Source organism: Streptomyces bikiniensis (genome assembly GCF_000716625.1).
Classification (GTDB): domain Bacteria; phylum Actinomycetota; class Actinomycetes; order Streptomycetales; family Streptomycetaceae; genus Streptomyces; species Streptomyces bikiniensis.
Genome location: NZ_JNXJ01000034.1, coordinates 40,724 through 58,730 on the forward strand (window position 1 = coordinate 40,724; position 18,007 = coordinate 58,730).

An 18,007-nucleotide genomic window follows, 5' to 3' on the forward strand; every position below is an offset into this window, starting at 1 on the left:
TGCCCTCCTGCGTGGCCTCGGGTGCACTGCTCCTGAAGGGTTCTTCGGAGCGGAGGCCCCGGGGGATTGGTCAGGTCCGCGAGGTGTCCGGCACGGGCGTCCCCTCCTTCGGGAGGCGGCTCAGCGCGCCCGGCCACCAGGCCTTCGGGCCGAGGTCGCGGACCAGGGCCGGGACGAGGAGCGAGCGGACCACCAGGGTGTCGAGCAGCACGCCGAAGGCCACGATGAACGCGATCTGCACGAGGAACGCCAGCGGGATCACGCCGAGCGCGGCGAAGGTCGCCGCGAGCACCACGCCCGCCGAGGTGATCACGCCGCCGGTCGCGGTCAGGCCGATGCGGACGCCCTCGCGGACCCCGTGGCGCAGTGACTCCTCGCGGACCCGGGACATCAGGAAGATGTTGTAGTCGACCCCGAGCGCCACCAGGAAGACGAAGCCGTACAGCGGCACCGAGGAGTCCGTGCCGGTGAAGCCGAGGACGTGCTCGAAGACGAGCGCCGAGACGCCCAGGGTGGCGGCGAAGTTGAGCGCCACCGTGGCGACCAGGAGCAGCGGAAGGACGAGGGAGCGCAGCAGCGCCACCAGGATCACCAGGATGATCGCCAGGACCACCGGAACGATGAGCGCGCGGTCCCGGGCGGCGGTGCGCTGGGTGTCGTACTGCTGCGCCGTCGAGCCGCCCACCAGGGCGTCCGCCCCGGGGACCGCGTGCACGGCGGTACGGAGCCGGGCGATCGTCTCCCGTGCCGCGTCGCTGTCGGCGGCGTCGGCGAGGGTGGCGTCGATCCGGACCCGGCCGTCGACCACGAGCGGCTTCCCGGGGGCCGGGCGGCCCGTCGCGTCCACCGGGAACGCCGAGTCGACGCCCTCGACGTCCCGCGCGGCGGCGGCCACCCGGGTCGCCGCCCCGGCGTCGGCGATGATCACGGCGGGGTTGCCCGCGCCGCCCGGGAAGTGGCGGCCGAGGGTCTCCTGCGCGGCGACGGACGGCGCGTCGTTCACGAAGATCTCGTCGAAGGGGACGCCCCGGGAGTTCAGCATCGGCGCGAAGGCGGCGCAGGCCAGGAGACCGGCGAGGGTGATCGCCCACACCTTGCGGGGCGCGCGGTCGACCACGGCGGCGATCCGCGTCCAGAGGGCCCGGCCGCCCCTGGGGGCCTCGGGGTCCGCGCCCTCCGGGAGGGTCTTCGGGCGGGCCGGCCAGTACGCGGCGCGGCCCGTGAGGACCAGGGCCGCCGGGAGGAAGGTGAGCGCGCTGAGCACCGCGCAGACGATGCCGATGGCGCCGACCGGGCCGAGCGCCCGGTTGTTGGACAGGTCACTGGCGAGCAGGGCGATCAGCGCGAGGGCGACGGTGGCGGCGCTGGCCACGATCGGTTCGACGGAGCGGCGCAGGGCCTTGCGCATGGCGGCGAACCGGTCGGCGCCCGGGGCGGTGAGCTCCTCCCGGTAGCGGGCGGCGAGCAGCAGCGCGTAGTCGGTCGCGGCGCCGATCACCAGGATGGACAGGATGCCCTGGACCTGGCCGTCCACCCTGACCAGGTCGGCGTCGGCGAGCACGTACACGATCGCGCAGGCCAGGCCGAGGGCGAACACCGCGCCCACGATGATCATCAGGGGCAGCAGGACGCTGCGGTAGACGACGAGCAGGATCAGCAGCACCGTGACCAGGGCGACGCCGAGCAGGAGTCCGTCGATGCCGGAGAAGGCGCCGGAGAGGTCGGCCTGGGTGGCGGCGGGGCCCGCGAGCCACACGGTCGTCCCGGGCACCGGGGCGGCCGCCTTCCGTACGGAGTCGAGCGCGTCCGGCAACGCGTCGCCGAGGTCGGGGCGGAGCGGGACGACGGCCCGCAGCGCCTTTCCGTCCTCGGAGGCCAGGGCGGGGGAGGGCGGCCCGGCGACCCCGGGGCGGCCGGAGAGAGCGGCGAGGGCCCGGGTGGCTCCGGCGGCCGAGCCGGGGTCCAGGGTCCCGCCGTCCTTCGCCGTCCACACCACGATCGCGGGCACGGACTCCGAGGTCCGGAAGGCCTTCTGCGCCTCGATGACCTTGGTGGACTCGGCGCTGCGGGGCAGGAAGGCCGCCTGGTCGTTGGTGGAGACCTCGCCGAGCCGCCCGGCGAAGGGACCGAGGCCGCCGCCGACGGCGAGCCAGACGAGGAGGAGGGCCAGGGGGACGAGGAAGCGGGTCCGGCGGGAGGTGCGGGGCATCGGGTCTCCGAACTATGCCTTGGCTATTAACAATCTCAATGATTGAGATAAGTGTGTACCATCCTGGGAAGGGCCGGACGACCGGGTACCCGGAACGGGCGATCGGATGCCACGGAACACCACGCAGGCGTGATCTCGTGGGACCTTCGGCGGTGACGGGGCGCGCGGATGCACCCGTTCGGCGGACGTGCGCCCGTCCTGCGACGCCTCCGTCTCAGCGGCGCGGTACGCGCAGGGCGCCCAGTTCGTCGTTCAGGACGTTCAGGAAGCGCAGGGCCACCGCGAGTTCGTCGTCGTCGAACCGGTCCCGCGCCCGGGCCGTCGCCTCCGCGAGCGGCAGGAAGTACCGGCGGGCCGCAGCCCGCGCCCCGTCCTCGTAGTGCACGTGCACCACGCGCCGGTCGGCGCTCTCCCGGGACCTGCGGACGTGCCCGGCCCGCTCCAGCCGGTCCAGACAGGCCGTCACCGCGCCGGAGGTCAGCCCGAGGTGCTCCCGGAGCCGCCCCGGCGTCAGCGGCTCGGGACTGTCCAGGACGACGGCGAGCGCCTGCACGTCCGTGGGGTGCAGTCCCTGCGCCTGGGCGAAACCGTGCACCAGGCGGTTGATCTCGCCCTGCGTCCGCCGCAGCGCGACGGCGAAGCTGTGCAGGTCACCGGCCGCGCCCGGAGGGGCGGCGGGAGCGTCTCGGTCTTCTTCGCGGGCCACGCGTTCAGCCTATAGACATCGCCCTCCCGCATCCGTCCGGGTCATGGTGGGAGAACAAGTGGCGTGGGACCCGCCCACGTGGGCCCCGCGCGAGCCCGCCCCAGGGACGGAACGGAGCACCCCCGCCATGGCGACGAACCCCAGGGACACGCCCGACCGGACGCCGGACGATCCGGCCTCCGAGGAGCCGTCCGGCACCGGCCCTGGCCCCGACTCCGGCACCGACACCGGTCCCGGCACCGGCCCTGGCCCCGACTCCGCCTCCGCCTCCGGCACCGGTCTCGACCCCGCCCCCGGCACCGCCTCCGCCCCGGCCTCCGGCCCCGGCTCCGGTCTCTGCCTCGTGACCGGGGCCGGCGGATACATCGGCGGCCGGCTCGTCCCCGAGCTGCTCGACGCGGGCCACCGCGTGCGCTGTCTGGCCCGTACCCCCGCCAACCTCCGCGACTACCCCTGGGCGGGCCGGGCCGAGGTCGTCCGGGGCGACGTCACCGACACGGAGAGCCTGCGACCCGCGTTCGAGGGCGTGGAGGTGGCCTACTACCTGGTGCACTCCCTCGGTTCCGGCCGTGACTTCGAGGAGAAGGACCGGCGCGCGGCCCGGACCTTCGCCGAGGAGGCCCGTGCCGCCGGGGTCCGCCGCATCGTCTACCTGGGCGGCCTCACCCCGGCGGGCGTGCCCGAGCGGGAACTCTCCCCGCACCTGCGCTCACGGGCCGAGGTCGGCCGCATCCTGCTCGACTCCGGCGTCCCCACGACCGTGCTGCGCGCCGCCGTCGTCATCGGCTCCGGCTCCGCCTCCTTCGAGATGCTCCGCTACCTCACCGAGCGCCTCCCCGTGATGCTGACGCCCAGTTGGGTCAGGACCCACGTCCAGCCCATCGCCGTACGGGACGTGCTGCGCTACCTCGTCGGCAGCGCGCGCATGCCGGAGGACGTCAACCGGACCTTCGACATCGGCGGCCCGGACGTCCTCACGTACCGCGACATGATGATCGAGTACGCGGAGGTCGCCGGCCTTCCCAAGCGCCTCATCGTGTCCGTCCCGATGCTCACCCCCGGCCTGTCCAGCCACTGGATCGGGCTGGTGACCCCCGTTCCCGCCGGCCTGGCCCGGCCGCTCGCGGAGTCGCTGCGGTACGAGGTGGTCTGCGCCGAGCACGACATCACGGAGTACGTCCCCGACCCGCCCGGCGCCCCGATCCCCTTCGGCCGCGCCCTCCGCCTCGCCCTCCAGCGGGTCCAGGAGGCCAAGGTCACCACCCGCTGGTCCTCCGCCTCGCTGCCCGGAGCGCCCAGCGACCCGCTGCCCACCGACCCCGACTGGGCCGGCGGCAGCCTCTATACCGACGAGCGCGAACGGACCGTCGACGCCCCGCCGGAGACCCTCTGGAGGGTCGTCGAGGGGATCGGCGGCGGGAACGGCTGGTACTCCTTCCCGCTGGCCTGGGCGGTACGCGGCTGGCTCGACCGGCTCGTCGGCGGCGTGGGCCTGCGCCGGGGCCGCCGCGACGCCCAGCGGCTCCGGGTCGGCGACGCGCTCGACTTCTGGCGGGTCGAGGAGATCGAGCGGGGGAGCCTGCTCCGGCTGCGCGCCGAGATGCGGCTCCCCGGCCTCGCCTGGCTGGAGATGCGCTCCGAACGCGACGAGCGGGGCCGGACCCGCTACCGCCAGCGCGCCCTGTTCCACCCGCGCGGACTCGCCGGGCAGGTGTACTGGTGGAGCGTGGCCCCCTTCCACGCCGTCGTCTTCGGCGGCATGGCGCGGAACATCGCCCGCACGGCGGAGCGGGCGGCGGCGGCCGGTGCGCCCGTGTCGCCGGAGGGCGCGGACGGGCCGGTCGCCCGCTCCGGCGACGTACCGGCCCGCGCGGGGGACGCGCCGCCCCGCGCGTGAGGTCCGTGCGCCGGCGGTGCGCGTCCGCCCGCGCGGGGCCGACGTCCTCGTTCGTGCGGAGGCGTCGTCCCGCTTGCCCGCGGCCGCCGTCCCCGTTCGCCCGGCAGCCGTCGTGCCCGTTCGCGCGGGGACCGTGGTCCCGTCCGTGCGGGGGCCGTCGTCCCCGTTCCCCTCCCCGCATCCGTACGCCGGACACCGGGAGAACCGGACGCAGGGAGAAAAAGGGCGGCGCAGACGTACCGCCCGCAGTCGCACCCCGCCGGGCGCCCGGTCCCGAGGGCGCCGCCCGGTGGCCGAACCCCAGGAACAGGCGCCATGACCGTCTCCGTCGTCCTCTTCACCTCCGACCTCCGGCTGCACGACCACCCGCCCCTGCGGGCCGCCGTGGACGCGGCGGACGAGGTCGTCCCGCTGTTCGTCCGGGACCCCGCCGTCGACCGGGCCGGGTTCGCCGCCCCGAACCGGCTCGCCTTCCTCGCCGACTGCCTGGCCGACCTCGACGCCGGACTGCGGCGGCGCGGCGGGCGGCTCGTCGTGCGCGCGGGCGACACCGCGGCCGAAGTGTGCCGCGCGGTACGGCAGTCCGACGCCGACGAGGTCCACATGGCCGCCGACCACTCGTCCTTCGCCCGCGGCCGCGAGGAACGGCTGCGGGACGCCCTGGAGGCGGACGGGCGCCGCCTCTACGTCCACGACGCCGTGACCACCGTCGTGCCGCCCGGCGACGTCGTCCCGCAGGGCTCCGACCACTTCGCGGTCTTCACCCCGTACTTCCGGCGCTGGTCGGGCGTACCGCTCCGGGCGCCCCTGGCGGCCCCCCGGGCGGTACGGGTGCCGGACGGCCTGCGCTCCGACGAACCGCCGTCGCGCGCCTCCGTGGCGGACGTGTCCGAGGGCCTGGCCAGGGGCGGCGAGAGCACGGCCCGCCGCAGGCTCGGCGCCTGGCTGTCCCGGCACGCCGACGCCTACGGGACGGGCCACGACGACCTCGCGGGCGACACCACCTCGCGCCTCTCCCCGTACCTCCACTTCGGCGCGCTCTCGGCCACCGAGGCCGTCCACCGGGCCCGTGCCCGGGGCGGACCGGGCGCCGAGGCCTTCGTGCGGCAGCTGTGCTGGCGGGACTTCCACCGCCAGATGCTGGCCGTACGGCCCGCGATCGCCACCGAGGACTACCGGCCCCGGCACGACCGCTGGCGGCGCGGCGCGGCGGCCGAGGCGGACCTGCGGGCCTGGCGGGAGGGCCGTACCGGCTATCCCGTGGTGGACGCGGCCCTGCGCCAACTCGCCCACGAGGGCTGGATGCACAACAGGGGCCGGCTGCTCACCGCCTCCTTCCTCACCAAGACGCTCTACCTCGACTGGCGGGAGGGCGCCCGGCACTTCCTGAGCCTCCTCGTGGACGGCGACCTCGCCAACAACCAGCTCAACTGGCAGTGGGTGGCCGGGACGGGGGCCGACAGCCGCCCGAACAAGGTCCTCAACCCCGTCGCGCAGGGCAGGCGTTACGACCCCGACGGCGCCTACGTCCGCCGCTGGGTCCCCGAACTCGCCGCCCTGCCGGGCGCGTCGGTCCACGAGCCCTGGAAGCTGAAGGACCGGGACCGGGCCGCGTACGACTACCCCGAACCGCTCGTCGCCCTCGCCGAGGGCACCGCCCGCTTCAGGCACGGCAGGGGTCTGGAGTAGGGGAGGAGCGGGCGGAACGGGATTCGGCGCGTCGAAAGTGAAAGGCGACGCACAAACGATGCGAGTTGTTTCGTCTCGCTCCTCGGCCGGAGGGTGGAGGAACCGAGGGCACGGAGCCCCGGCGAGGAGGAGCTTCGCCATGAACGCAGCCCGTACAGCCGTCCGCCGCCCCACCCCCGTCGAGGGACCGGGTGCCCTCTCCGGCGGGCCGAGCCTCCTCTCCGAGGGGCCGGGCGCCCCCTCCGGCGGGCCGGACGCCCTCTCCGACGCGGAGATCGGCCGGGGGCTCGTCCAGGGCGACGAGCGCTGCCTGGTCCTCGCCCACCACCGCTGGGCCCGCCTCGTGCACACCCTCGCTTCCCGTGCCCTGGGCGACCCGCGCGAGGCCGAGGACGTCACCCAGCAGGTCTTCCTGGCCGCCTGGCGCGGCCGCGCCGGATACCGCCCCGAGCGCGGTTCCGTGCCCGCCTGGCTCGTCGGCATCACCCGGCGGAAGATCGCCGACGCCCTCACCGCCCGTACCCGCCGGCTCGACCTCGTCGCCGCCGCCGGAGCGGCCCTGCCCCCGTCCGACGGCACCGGGGAGGGTCCCGAGCACGTCCTCGACCGGATCGTGGTCACCCGCGAACTCGCGCGCCTGCCGCGCGTCCAGCGCGACGTCCTGGCCCTGGCGTTCTTCGGGGACCTGACGCAGACGCAGATCGCCGACCGGACGGGCCTGCCCCTCGGCACCGTCAAGAGCCACGCGCGCCGGGGCCTCCAGCGGATGCGCCGCAGCCTGGCCGTCGCCGAAGCCGCCGCGGGCGAGGCGGTCGGCAGGGCGCCCGGCGGCGGGGCGGCCGCCGCCTGAGACCGGCCCCGGGCGACCTGACGTTCTACGCCCCGGGCGAGGCCCGCCTTCCGCGCGGACCGCGCTCCCGGACCGCCCCGCCCCCGCCCCGGACGGCCGCGCGTCCGGCACCCGGACCGCCCCGGGGCCTTCCCGTCCGGTGGAGCCCGTACCCGACGGGCCGCGGGGCCTGGCAGACTGCGACCCTCACGGCCGTCTCCCTCCTCGCGAGCGTTCGTCACGAGCGGACCGCTCGTCCGGGGGCGCGGCAAGCGACTCCTGGAGGCCCCATGGCACAGCGGCCCGGACACGCGGCCCCCGAGGCCCGCGCGAGCGGGTTCCCACCCCGGCCGCCGCACCGGCGCGCGGACGGGGCGGCCCCGCGGTGAACGTCTGCCGTGTCCGGCGCGCCGCCCCCGGCGCCCTCCTCGTCCGCAGCGTCCCCGCCGCGCCCGCCGCCCCCACCGCGGCCGTCCTGCTGCTCCACGGCGGCCGCGCCGACGGGCCCGAGCCGCCGCCCGCCCTCAACCTCCCCGCGCTGCGCATGCGCCCCTTCGCCGCCGCCGTGACCCGTGCCGTCCGGGGCCGGAGCGTCCTCGTCGCCGAGGTCCGCTACCGCCACCGCGGCTGGAACGGGACGCGCGCCGACGCCGCCCGGGACGCCGCGACCGCCCTGGGCGACCTCCGGGAACGGATCGGGCCCGTGCCCGTCGTGCTCCTCGGCCACTCCATGGGCGGCCGCGCCGCGCTCCGGGCCGCCGGCGACCCGGCCGTACGCGGGGTCGTCGCCCTCGCGCCCTGGTGCCCGCCCGACGAACCCGTCGAGCACCTCGGCGGACGGCGCCTCTACCTGCTCCACGACGAGACCGACCGCGTCACCTCCGCCCGCGAGTCCTGGGACTTCGTCCGCAGGGCCAGGGCGGCGGGGGCCGACGCGGTGGGCATCCCGATGCGGACCGGCGGGCACGCCATGCTCCGGGGCGCGGACCTCTGGCACCGCCGGGCGGCCGAACTCACGGCGGCGCTCCTGTCGCACGGCTGAGACCGCCGGCCCCGGCCCCGCAGCCCGTCGCGAGGGCGAAACGCCCCGTCGTACGGGCGGAGCACCCCGTCGTACGGGCGGAACGTGCCCCGTCGTACGGGGGAAGCGCGTCCCGCCGCGCCGGGAGGCGTCCCGTCACCCCGGGGAAGCGGCCCCTCCACCGGCCTGGTGGCGGGAGAGCGCGTCGAGCGCCTCCCGCAGACCGCCCGGACGCAGCGTCCCCGGCTCCGGGGTCCGGCCCGCCCAGCCGGGACCGGCCAGGAGCATCAGCGGGCGCGTCCGCGCCCCCTTCACGCCGAACGAGCTCCCGGCGACGTGCCGGGCGAGGGCGTGGTTCGCGGTGGACCGCGCCTGCGACCAGAGCACGACCGCGGCCGGGCCCATGCGCCGCACGGCGGCGTCGAGCGCCTCGGCGGGGACGGCCGCGCCGAACATCCGGGTCGGCAGGCCGCGTTCGGAGAGGCCCGCCGCCAGCGCCTCCAGGGGCAGGGTGTGCTGCTCTCCGGGCACGCACGCCAGGAGCACCGGCGGCACCGGGGCCATCGAGCGGTGCCCGGCGGGCACGACCTGCCGGAGCGCGGTCGACACGTGCCAGGACAGCAGGTGCTCCACCTCGACGTAGCGGTCCCCGGACGACTCCCACTTGCGCCCCACCGCGTGCAGGGTCGGGGCCATCACCTCCTCCCAGGCGGTGACGAGCCCGTGGTCCGCGACGGCGTCCCGGAGCAGGACGTCCAGGGCGGGGCCGTCGAGCCGTACGGCGGCCCGCGCGAGCCCCCGGCACTCCAGCCGCACGTCACCGAGCGGAAGCCCGTTGCCGGATCCGGGCTGCCGGGCGGGTCTCGGCCCTCCGGGGCCCGGTCCCTCCCGCTCGCCCACCGGCCCCGGGGCCGGCTGCGAGGGCCGGGCCCGCGTCCTCGGAGGCGTGTCGAGAGCCGCGCCCGGACCCCCCGTCCTGCCCGTCCGCGCGATCCGCGCCGCTTCGGCCGGAGGGGCGCCCGAGGCCGTCAGCCGGCACATCTCCTCCAGCATCGCGACGTCCTCCGGGGCCCACCGCCGGTGCCGGCCGTCCTCGCGGGCGGCGGGGCCGATCCCGTACCGCCGGTCCCACGAGCGCAGGGTGGTGGGCGACACCCCGAGGCGCCGCGCCACCGCGCCGGTGGTGAGGCCGTACGTCGTCGAATCGTTCATGCGGCCAGATTACGACGCACGATCGACGCGAGTGTGTCTCAGGCGGCAGGACCGGTGCGCTCGGCGGCCAGCTGCCCCGCGCAGGCCTCCCGGGTCGCCCGGTGCACGGCGCGGGCGAGCCGGGCGCCCCAGAGCGACCGCGGGCCGGCGAACGGCTCGGCGGAGGGCCCGGAGGAGGACCCGGTGGAAACGGGCACGGCCACGCAGACGGCGTCCGTCGGGGTGCCGGAGGCGTCGGCCCCCAGCTCGACCAGGGCCTGCGTCTTCGCCTCGGTGGCGGTGGCCACCGCGTTCACGAGGGCCGCGTCCGTCAGGGGCACGGGCAGCGACACGATGATGTTGATCGTCCCGGGGTGCGGGACGGCGACCCCGCCGGCGCCCGGGGCGGCGGCCCAGCCCCGTACCCCGATCCCGGCCGTGACCACGGCGTGCGCGCCGCCGTCCACCGCGTGGCGCCGGTCCGCGACCGAGGCCGCCGTCATGAGCCCCACGCCCGGACCGGAGAGCCCCGCGTCCGAGGCGAGTGCGCGGAGGTGGGCGACGGGGTCGAGCCGGTCGTAACCGGGCGGCACCTGGGCGTTGACCACCCACTCCCGCTCGCCGATGCCCCCGCCGAGCACCGCGCTCGACACCATCCGCACGCCCGGTCCCGGGGCCCAGACGAGGAGCGGCCACTCCCGCCCCCGCTCCGTGTGGCCGAGGAGGACGGCGTCGGCGAGGGACGGGTGGGCGGGGAGGGTCCGGGGAAGCACCCCACACCCTAACGCGCGGCCCTTTTCTCACTCGAACGGGTGAAAGCCCCGTCCGGACCCATCCGGTCGGCGCCCGGCTCCGAATCACCCGTGACAGCAGGGCCGGAAGTGAGCGATTCGCCGCGGACGGCCCGGGCGCGCCACCGTCCTCCCCGCCGGGGAGGCGGTGCCGTCTCCTTCACACGTGCGCAGTCCTCTACGCATCCGGACCAAAGGGGTTCCTCCCATGACCACTTCCCGCATCCGCCGCGCCGCCGTCGCCGTGGCCGCCGCGGCCGTGCTGCCCTTCTCCCTGGCCGCCTGCTCGGACTCCGGAAAGGACGAGGCCTCCGGTGCCGGGGCCCCGGCCTCCAGCGCCCCCGCGCAGGAGACCGCCTCCTCGGCCCCCGCCGACGCGGACATGGCGCCCGACGGCCCGTTCGGCCCGGCCTGTGCCGGTGTGCCCAAGGAGGGCGCAGGTTCGTTCGACGGCATGGCGAAGGACCCCGTCGCCACGGCCGCCTCGAACAACCCGGCCCTGTCCACCCTGGTGACCGCCGTCAAGCAGGCCGGCCTGGTCGACACCCTCAACAACGCCCAGAACATCACGGTGTTCGCGCCCACCAACGACGCCTTCGCGAAGATCCCGAAGGCCGACCTGGACAAGGTCCTGGCCGACAAGGACATGCTCACCAAGATCCTCACGTACCACGTGGTGGGGGAGAAGCTGGCCCCGAAGCAGCTGGAGAACGGCACCTTCGAGACCCTCCAGAAGGGCACGCTCACCACGAAGGGCTCCGGCGAGGAGTACACGGTCAACGACTCCTCGAAGGTCGTCTGCGGCAACGTCCCCACGGCCAACGCGACCGTCTACATCGTCGACACCGTCCTCATGCCCAAGTAGGCGCCGGCACGGGCGTCACGCGCGCGTGGCCCGCGGCGGGAGCGGCCGCGGGCGGGACCGAACGGGATCGGACCCCACGCGCGCGCCACGCGGTACGTCCGAAGGGCACTCACGTGCGGGACCACCGGGACTTGGGGCCGGTGGTCCCGTTCCCGTGCCCGCTCACGTGTCCACCGCCGCGCCGTACCGCGCCGCACCGGAGGCGTGGACCCGCCACGGACGCGGAGTGACGCCGGGACCGCCGGACTCGTTTGCCGGGCATGCCCTCCCGTCACGCCCTTCCCGGCTCCGCGATATCCGCCCACCGCCCCGCCCGCGAGGCCGCCGAGGCCGCGCTCGTCGAGCACTACCCCGCGCTCGTACGGCTCGCCCACCTCGTCCTGCCGCCCGCGCTCGGCCGCCACCGCCGCGTCCTCGCCGCCCACGCCCTCGTGCAGAACTCCCTGACGGAGGCGGCCCGTCGGCCGAAACCCGGGACGCACAAGGCCGGGACACCCGGGGCCGAGACATACGGGGCCGGGACGCACAAGGCCGGGACGCACGGGGCCGGGACGCACGGGGCCGAGGCACCGCCCGCCGGGGCCTCCCTGCCCGGGCAGCGCTCCGGCGAGCGCCCCGCGCACGCGTGGCTGCGGGCGACCGTCGTCCGCGCCGCGCTCCGTCCGCCGCGCCGCTTCCCGCCCGCGTCCCCACTGCCCCTGGTGCTCGGCCTGCGGCTCTTCCCCCGGGCCGGGGGAACCGACGAACTCGCGCTCGACCGGGCCCTGGCCGAGGCCGCCCCCGAAACGCGGGCCGCGCTCGCCCTGCGGATCCTCGAAGGACTCCCCGCCGACGCGACCGCCCGGCTCCTCGCCTCGGCGGGCGCGGCGGACCCCGCCGCCGCCCTCCGCGCCGCCGAACGGATCGAGGCGGCGTCCGGAACCGACGTCGGGGCGCTCCTGCGCAGCGCCGAGTTCGACCCGTGCACCGTCCACACCCGCCCCACCGACCTCCTGCGCCGCCGCCGGCGCGCCCGTCTCGCCGCCCTCGCCGGTGCGCTGCTGCTCGTCACGGCGGGCGCCGCCGTCACCGCCGGGGTCCGCGCCGGGACGGAACCGGAGTCCGCCGCCTCCCCGTCCGTCCGGGCCCGGACGACGGACCCCGCCGCGCTCCTCCGCACGCCCGCCGACCGCTGGGCCGACACCTCGCGCGTCGACCTCACCGCCTGGCCCGCGCGCGGTGCCGGGACGCGGGACACGGCCCTGCTCCGGCGGGCCCTGGAGACGTGGGCCCGGGGAGCCGGGGACGGCGTCCGGCGGACCGCCACCCCCGGCACGTCCGTCTCCCCGCCCGCCGAACCGCCCCGGCTCCTCTTCGCCGGCCCGGTCGACGGCGCGGGCGTGGTGCTCCTGCACGACGGGCGCAGGCTCGCCCGGTACGCCGAACCCCGCGACGGACGCGGGCCCGCCGCCCTCGACCTCGCGCGGACCGACGACGCCGACGTCACCACCGGCGCCGCCGTGGTCCTCACCCGCACCGCCGGGCGGGCCCGGTACCTCCTCGCGCCCTGGATCGCCGACGCGGCGGTACGGGACCTCCGGGCGCCCGGCACCGCCGCCCGCCCGCTGGACGTCACCCCGGACGGCGTGACCGCCCCCATCCCGTACACCCCGGGGCGTGCGCCCGGCGCGTGCGCGGGCGCGACCGCGCTCCAGCTCCGCTCCTCGACCCGGATCGTGGAGGACCACGCCTTCCTCCTCGCGGACCTCGGGGAACTCACCCCGGCGCACCTCACGTGGACGCCCCCGCCGGGCACGGACGCCCCGGCCCGCGCGCCCCGCGAGGCGACCGGCGCACGCGGGCTCGCGGCCTGGGCGCGTTCGGCCTGTTCCCTGGCGCCGCTGCACGGCACCGGGGTCCGGTCGGTCAACCGCTGGGAGTACGCCGAACAGCCCCTGCCGGAGCGGGCGGGCCGGGCCCTGTGGGTCTGCTCCCGCGTCGAGACCTGGGAGGGGAGCGGCCGGGCGGCCGTCTCCTTCGAGGCGCCGGGTGACCCCGCGCCCCGGCCCGTGGCGGAACTCCGGGACACGGCGGCGTGCGGGCGCTTCGGGCAGCACGTCCTCGCGGGGACGTACTGGACGGCCCCGTCGGGCGCGCGGTACCTGCTCGCGGCGGGCAGCCGCCGGCTGACCGGCGTCACCGCGGAGGGCGCCGTCACCGCCGCCGCACGCGGCCCGCTCCTGACGGCCCGGACCACCGCGGCGGGTCCGGTACGCCTCACGGGCCGCCTCGCCGACGCCTCCGCCCTCCCGGGCCTCACCACTTTTCCCGCCCCCACCGCCCCCACCGGGGCCACCGGGGCCACCGCCCTCCCCTGAGGCCCCGGTCGCCGGTCGCGTCAGGGTTCCAGGACCTCCACGTGATCGGCGACCGCCACCACCAGGACGCGGGCGCCGGGGCCGACGGTGCGCCAGCGGTGGCGCACCCCGCCGGACATCAGCAGCGCGTCCCCGCGCCCGAGGCGGTGGATCCGGCCCTCCGCCTCCACCTCCACCGCCCCGTCCGCGACGTACAGCAACTCGTCGTTGCGGTGCAGGAACTCGCGGTCCGCGTCGTGTTCGCCGGTGAACTCCAGGGCGTGCACCTGGTGACGGCCCCGCACCACCGGCCGCACCCGCGCGCCCTCCCGCGGACCGCCGTCCCGCAGGCCGCCGTCGTCACCGGCGCGGACCACGTCCACCGTGCGGGTCTCGTCCGACGCGGCGAGCAGCTGGACGGCGGTCGTGTCGAGCGCGTCGGCGATCCGCTGGAGCGACCGCATGCTGGGGCGGGCCCGGTCGTTCTCGATCTGGCTGAGGAAGGGCGAGGAGAGCCCGCTGCGCTCCGCCACGTCGGCCAGGGTGAGGTCGAGGGACCGCCGCCGGCGCCGCACGGCCGCCCCCACCCGGGGCGCACCCCCCTCGCCGCCGTCCCGCTTCTCCCCTCCGCGCGGCACGCCCCCCTCGCGACCGCTCCGCTTCTCCCCTCCGCGCGGCACACCCCCCTCGTCACCGCTCCGTCCTCCTTTTCCGCTTCCGCGCGACGCCCTCGCCTCCATCGTCGTCCCCGTCCCTCTCCGCCCGCCCGGCCGTGCCCGCCGCGATCTTCGCTGTTCCCGGCACCCTACGCGGCGGCCGTGACGGGATCCGGGCACGGTTTCGCACTCCTGACACACGCCCGTCACACGACGCCTCTAGGTTCAAAGCCAGTTGCTCCAGTCAAAGAAAGTTTGACGAAGGAGCCCCGCAACCGACCCGGAACGCAGGAGCCCCGCCATGCCCGCGATCGACCAGAACTCCCGCCGCCGACGACCGACCGGCCTCCTCGCCCTGGACGAGACCGCCGCCCACCCCGGCCACACCCTCTACGCCCCGCTCACCGGCACCGGCGAGGTGTACCTCGTCGACCTGCGCGGCGAGACCGTCCACCAGTGGAACCTGCCGTACCGCCCCGGCCGCCACGCCCGCCTCCTCACCGACGGCACCCTCGCCTACAACGGCGTCCTGCCCGGCGAGGACGCCCTGTTCCCGATGTGGCACAAGTACCGCGGCGGCGTCATGCTCCACGCCGCCCCCGACGGCACCGTGCTGCGCGAGCACCGCGACCCCCTCCAGCACCACGACGCCCACCACCTGGACGACGGCCGGATCCTCTACACCGCCCTCGAACCCCTCCGCGGAGCCGACGCCGAGGCCGTACGCGGCGGAGTGCCCGGCTCCGAGGCCGACGGCGGCACGGTCTGGGCCGACACCATCCGCGAGGTCGGACCCGACGGCGAACTCCTCTGGTCCTGGCGCGCCTCCGAGCACCTCGACCGCGACGCGTACCCGCTGCACGAGGCGTACGCCCGCGAGCACTGGCCCCTGATCAACAGCGTCGTCCCGCTCCGCGACGGCAACGTCCTCGCCAGCCTCCGCAGCGTCTCCGCCGTCGTCGTCATCAGCCGCGGGACGGGCGAGATCCTGTGGCGCAGCGCCCCCGGCACCACCAGCCAGCAGCACGCCCCGACCGAGCTGGACGACGGCCGGTTCCTGGTCTTCGACAACGGCGTCTTCCGGCCGCACCACGACGTCCCGTACTCCCGCGTCGTGGAGATCGACCGCGAGAGCGGCGAGATCGCCTGGGAGTACCACGACCCGGCCCGCGAGTTCTTCTTCGCCCCGTTCATGGGCTCCGCGCAGCGCCTCCCCAACGGCAACACCCTCGTCACCGACTCCCCGTCCGGCCGGCTCTTCGAGGTGACGAAGGGCGGCTACCTGTGCTGGGAGTACGTCGTCCCGCACTTCGCCGGATACCGGGAGGACGAGGTCCGCGGCCTCTTCCCGGCCGAGCCCAACGCCGTCTTCCGCGCCTACCGCTACGCGGCCGCCGACATCCCGTGGCTGGGGGCCGGTTCGTGACCCCGACCGCCGCCCCCGCGCCGCCCGCCGCGTCCGGCACCGCCCCGGTCGACGCCCGCGTCCCGGCCCGCCGGCTCCTGCCGCTCGCCGCGCAGCACGTCCTCGCGATGATCGCCGCGCCCGTCTCCACCGTCTTCCTCACCGCCGGCACCCTGCGTCTCGCGCCCGGCACGACGGCCTCGCTGCTCAGCGCCGTCCTGATCCTGTGCGGGGCGGGCGCCCTGCTCCAGTCCCTCGGAGTGTGGCGGGTCGGCGCCAGGCTGCCGTTCGTCATGCTGCCCGGCGGCGCCGCCACCGCGCTCTTCCTCCAGATCGCGCAGGACCACGGCACCCCCACCGCCGCCGGCTCCGTCCTCCTGGCGGCGGCACTGCTCATCGCCGTGCTCCCGCTCTACGCGCGCGTGGTCCGGCTCTTCCCGCCGCTCGTCATGGGCGTCACCGTGCTCCTCATCGGCATCGCGATGATCCGGGTCGCCGCCCGGCTCGTCACCGGACCCGACAGCGAGGGCGAACCCCGCGCCGTCCTCCTGGCGGCTCTCACCGTCGCCGCCACCGTCGGGGCGTACGTCCTGCTGCGCGGGGTCTGGCGGCAGACCGCGATCCTCACCGGCATGGCGGCCGGCGTCCTGCTCGCCGTCGCCACCGGCCTCGGCACCTTCACGCCGGCGCCCGGCAGCGGCTTCTCGCTGCCGGCCCTCCTCCCTTACGGCACACCGGAGTTCGACGTCCTCGCGGCCCTGCCGCTGCTCGTCTTCAGCCTCACCACCCTGGCCGAGATCACCGGCCAGACCGTACTGAACAGCGAGACCGTCGGCCGGACCCCCGACCCCGGCAGGGACGTCCCCCGCGTCGCCCGCGCCGACGCCCTCGTCTCCCTCGTGGGCGGCCTCTTCGGTACGTCCCTGATGGTGACCAGCGCCGAGAACATCGGCATCGGCCGCCTCACCGGGGTCCGCAGCCGCTTCGTCACCGCCGCGGCCGGGGCGCTCCTGATCGGCGTCGGTCTGGCGACCCCCGCCTCCCGCGCCCTCGCCGGCATCCCGGAGGCGGTCGTGGGCGGCTCCTCGCTCGTCGTCTACGCGGTGATCGCCGTGATGGGCGTCGAGATGCTCCGCCGCGCCGACCTCACCGGCACGGGCTCCATGACCGCCGCCCTGGCCCTCGCGGCCGGACTGCTGCCGCTCCTGACCCCCGGCCTGTACGACGGGTTCCCCGGCTGGGCCCGCACGGTCCTGGGCAGCGGCGTCGTCGCCGGCACGCTCACAGCCGTCCTCCTGACCGCGCTCCTCGGCCGGTTCGACCGACGGACCGTGACCCCGGAACCGGAGCCGGACGCCGCGAAGACCGGCACCCCGGAGCCGCGCGCCCCCGAGTGACGGCAACGCGCCCGCCCTCGGCCGGCGGGGAGGAAGGGACGGGCGGCCGACCACGTGCTCGCCCGGCCCCGCGGTCGCCCGGTCGGGGCAGTACGCCTCCCGCGCCCACCGGCGCGGAGGAGTCCTCGCCCACCAGGCCGTGGTGGAGCGCGAACACCGGCCCGGAGAGGCAGGCCCCCGGCGACCGCGGCCGACCGAACAACTCCTCGGTGGCGCGGGTGTGCTCCACGAGCGCCCGCTCCACCCGGTCGGGGGCGTAGTACCGGAACCGCGTCGACGGACCGACGCGGACGGGCCGCAGCAGCCCCCGGTCGTCGTACAGCCGGAGGGCCTTCCGGCTGGGCCCGGTGCGAGCCGCCGGCTCGCCGATCGTGATCAGTTCGCGCACGGGCCCGCTGTGACCCCTCCCCCCGGGGCACGGGCAAACCACCCGGGGGAGCACCGCCGACCGCCGCCGGAGCCGGACGGGTGGATAGCCTGGCGGAATGCTTACAGAAGTGACAGCGACCCGCTACGTCACGCCCCTGCGCGAGGGCGGCTCGCTCCCCGGGATCGTCGAGGCCGACGACCTCGGTACGTACGTCATGAAGTTGTCCACCCTGTGAAGCTGACCTGCACGGATGCGACCTGTCCCACCCCTGACCCGGGTGGATAGGTCTTTCAGTGTCGTGCGGGATGGTGCTGCGTTACCTGGCCGATTCTCCCCACGCGCTCCCCGGGACCGTCGATCCTCCCCGGATCCTCCCCAGGAAGCGGTGTTGCGGCGGGCCGTGGTGACGGGAAGCGTCATCCCGTTCGAGGTGCTGTAAGGGCACGCTGGGTGACCGCCGGTGAGAGCAGGGCGGGGCGGGGCGGAGGCGCGGCGTCGCCGGCCGGAACGCCCCCTCCAGGGTCCCGGATCGACTGTCCGTCCCGCGGCCTTGTACGCGACTGATAATGACAATGATTTTCCCATAGGGTCGGGCGATGGTGGCCCGGCGGCCGACAACGCCGGCCGGGCGGTTCCTCTCGGCCG

14 protein-coding genes and 1 pseudogene are annotated in these 18,007 nt (G+C 76.4%); 9 read left to right on the forward strand and 6 right to left on the reverse strand.

All coding sequences use genetic code 11. The features are described 5' to 3' along the window. Window positions 1-70: 70 nt before the first annotated feature. Together OO47_RS24610 and OO47_RS24615 are read right to left on the reverse strand one after the other, a co-directional pair. Entirely contained in the window at window positions 71-2,209 is a 2,139-nt protein-coding gene (locus OO47_RS24610) for an MMPL family transporter (RefSeq protein WP_030222022.1), read from the reverse strand. Between the two features lie 214 nt (window positions 2,210-2,423). Continuing rightward, on the reverse strand, window positions 2,424-2,915 hold the full coding sequence (locus OO47_RS24615) for a MarR family winged helix-turn-helix transcriptional regulator (RefSeq protein ID WP_030222025.1): 492 nt from the start codon (window positions 2,913-2,915) through the stop codon (window positions 2,424-2,426). Window positions 2,916-3,042: 127 nt separating this feature from the next. Between OO47_RS24615 and OO47_RS24620 the strand changes: the two genes are divergently transcribed. The 4 genes from OO47_RS24620 (at window position 3,043) to OO47_RS24635 (ending at window position 8,372) form a co-directional block, all read left to right on the forward strand. After that, window positions 3,043-4,812 carry an SDR family oxidoreductase gene (locus OO47_RS24620; RefSeq protein WP_234323286.1) on the forward strand — a complete coding sequence of 590 codons (1,770 nt, stop codon included), beginning with the start codon at window positions 3,043-3,045 and terminating at the stop codon, window positions 4,810-4,812. A 315-nt stretch (window positions 4,813-5,127) separates the two neighbouring features. Next, a complete protein-coding gene (locus tag OO47_RS24625) occupies window positions 5,128-6,501 on the forward strand; it encodes a cryptochrome/photolyase family protein (protein WP_030222031.1) in 1,374 nt (457 codons plus the stop codon). A 139-nt stretch (window positions 6,502-6,640) separates the two neighbouring features. Then, window positions 6,641-7,351 carry a sigma-70 family RNA polymerase sigma factor gene (locus OO47_RS24630; RefSeq protein WP_078489882.1) on the forward strand — a complete coding sequence of 237 codons (711 nt, stop codon included), beginning with the start codon at window positions 6,641-6,643 and terminating at the stop codon, window positions 7,349-7,351. A 364-nt stretch (window positions 7,352-7,715) separates the two neighbouring features. Continuing rightward, on the forward strand, window positions 7,716-8,372 hold the full coding sequence (locus OO47_RS24635) for an alpha/beta fold hydrolase (protein WP_033210172.1): 657 nt from the start codon (window positions 7,716-7,718) through the stop codon (window positions 8,370-8,372). A 135-nt stretch (window positions 8,373-8,507) separates the two neighbouring features. Here the strand turns inward: OO47_RS24635 and OO47_RS24640 are convergent, their stop codons facing one another. Further along, window positions 8,508-9,563, reverse strand: coding sequence for a MerR family transcriptional regulator (locus tag OO47_RS24640; RefSeq protein ID WP_051716359.1), 1,056 nt, complete (start codon window positions 9,561-9,563; stop codon window positions 8,508-8,510). Between the two features lie 38 nt (window positions 9,564-9,601). Then, window positions 9,602-10,315: an adenosylcobinamide amidohydrolase gene (locus OO47_RS24645; RefSeq protein WP_033210174.1), complete on the reverse strand. Its 714-nt coding sequence runs from the start codon at window positions 10,313-10,315 to the stop codon at window positions 9,602-9,604. 226 nt (window positions 10,316-10,541) lie between these two features. Between OO47_RS24645 and OO47_RS24650 the strand changes: the two genes are divergently transcribed. Together OO47_RS24650 and OO47_RS24655 are read left to right on the forward strand one after the other, a co-directional pair. Next, a complete protein-coding gene (locus tag OO47_RS24650) occupies window positions 10,542-11,198 on the forward strand; it encodes a fasciclin domain-containing protein (protein ID WP_030222043.1) in 657 nt (218 codons plus the stop codon). Between the two features lie 260 nt (window positions 11,199-11,458). Further along, entirely contained in the window at window positions 11,459-13,555 is a 2,097-nt protein-coding gene (locus OO47_RS24655; RefSeq protein ID WP_063831931.1) for a hypothetical protein, read from the forward strand. 20 nt (window positions 13,556-13,575) lie between these two features. Here the strand turns inward: OO47_RS24655 and OO47_RS24660 are convergent, their stop codons facing one another. Next, entirely contained in the window at window positions 13,576-14,172 is a 597-nt protein-coding gene (locus OO47_RS24660) for a helix-turn-helix domain-containing protein (protein WP_051716360.1), read from the reverse strand. 319 nt (window positions 14,173-14,491) lie between these two features. Between OO47_RS24660 and OO47_RS24665 the strand changes: the two genes are divergently transcribed. Together OO47_RS24665 and OO47_RS33530 are read left to right on the forward strand one after the other, a co-directional pair. Next, on the forward strand, window positions 14,492-15,616 hold the full coding sequence (locus OO47_RS24665; RefSeq protein WP_030222052.1) for an aryl-sulfate sulfotransferase: 1,125 nt from the start codon (window positions 14,492-14,494) through the stop codon (window positions 15,614-15,616). Further along, window positions 15,613-16,992 carry a uracil-xanthine permease family protein gene (locus tag OO47_RS33530; protein WP_234323287.1) on the forward strand — a complete coding sequence of 460 codons (1,380 nt, stop codon included), beginning with the start codon at window positions 15,613-15,615 and terminating at the stop codon, window positions 16,990-16,992. Before OO47_RS24665 ends, OO47_RS33530 begins: the two co-directional genes overlap by 4 nt. Here OO47_RS33530 and OO47_RS38815 read toward each other — a convergent pair. Next, a complete protein-coding gene (locus tag OO47_RS38815; RefSeq protein WP_407696346.1) occupies window positions 16,877-17,434 on the reverse strand; it encodes a MerR family transcriptional regulator in 558 nt (185 codons plus the stop codon). The genes OO47_RS33530 and OO47_RS38815 overlap by 116 nt on opposite strands. A gap of 43 nt (window positions 17,435-17,477) precedes the next feature. Here OO47_RS38815 and OO47_RS38880 point away from each other — a divergent pair. After that, window positions 17,478-17,588: pseudogene (locus OO47_RS38880) on the forward strand (HipA family kinase); the annotation flags it as partial. Window positions 17,589-18,007: the final 419 nt, after the last annotated feature.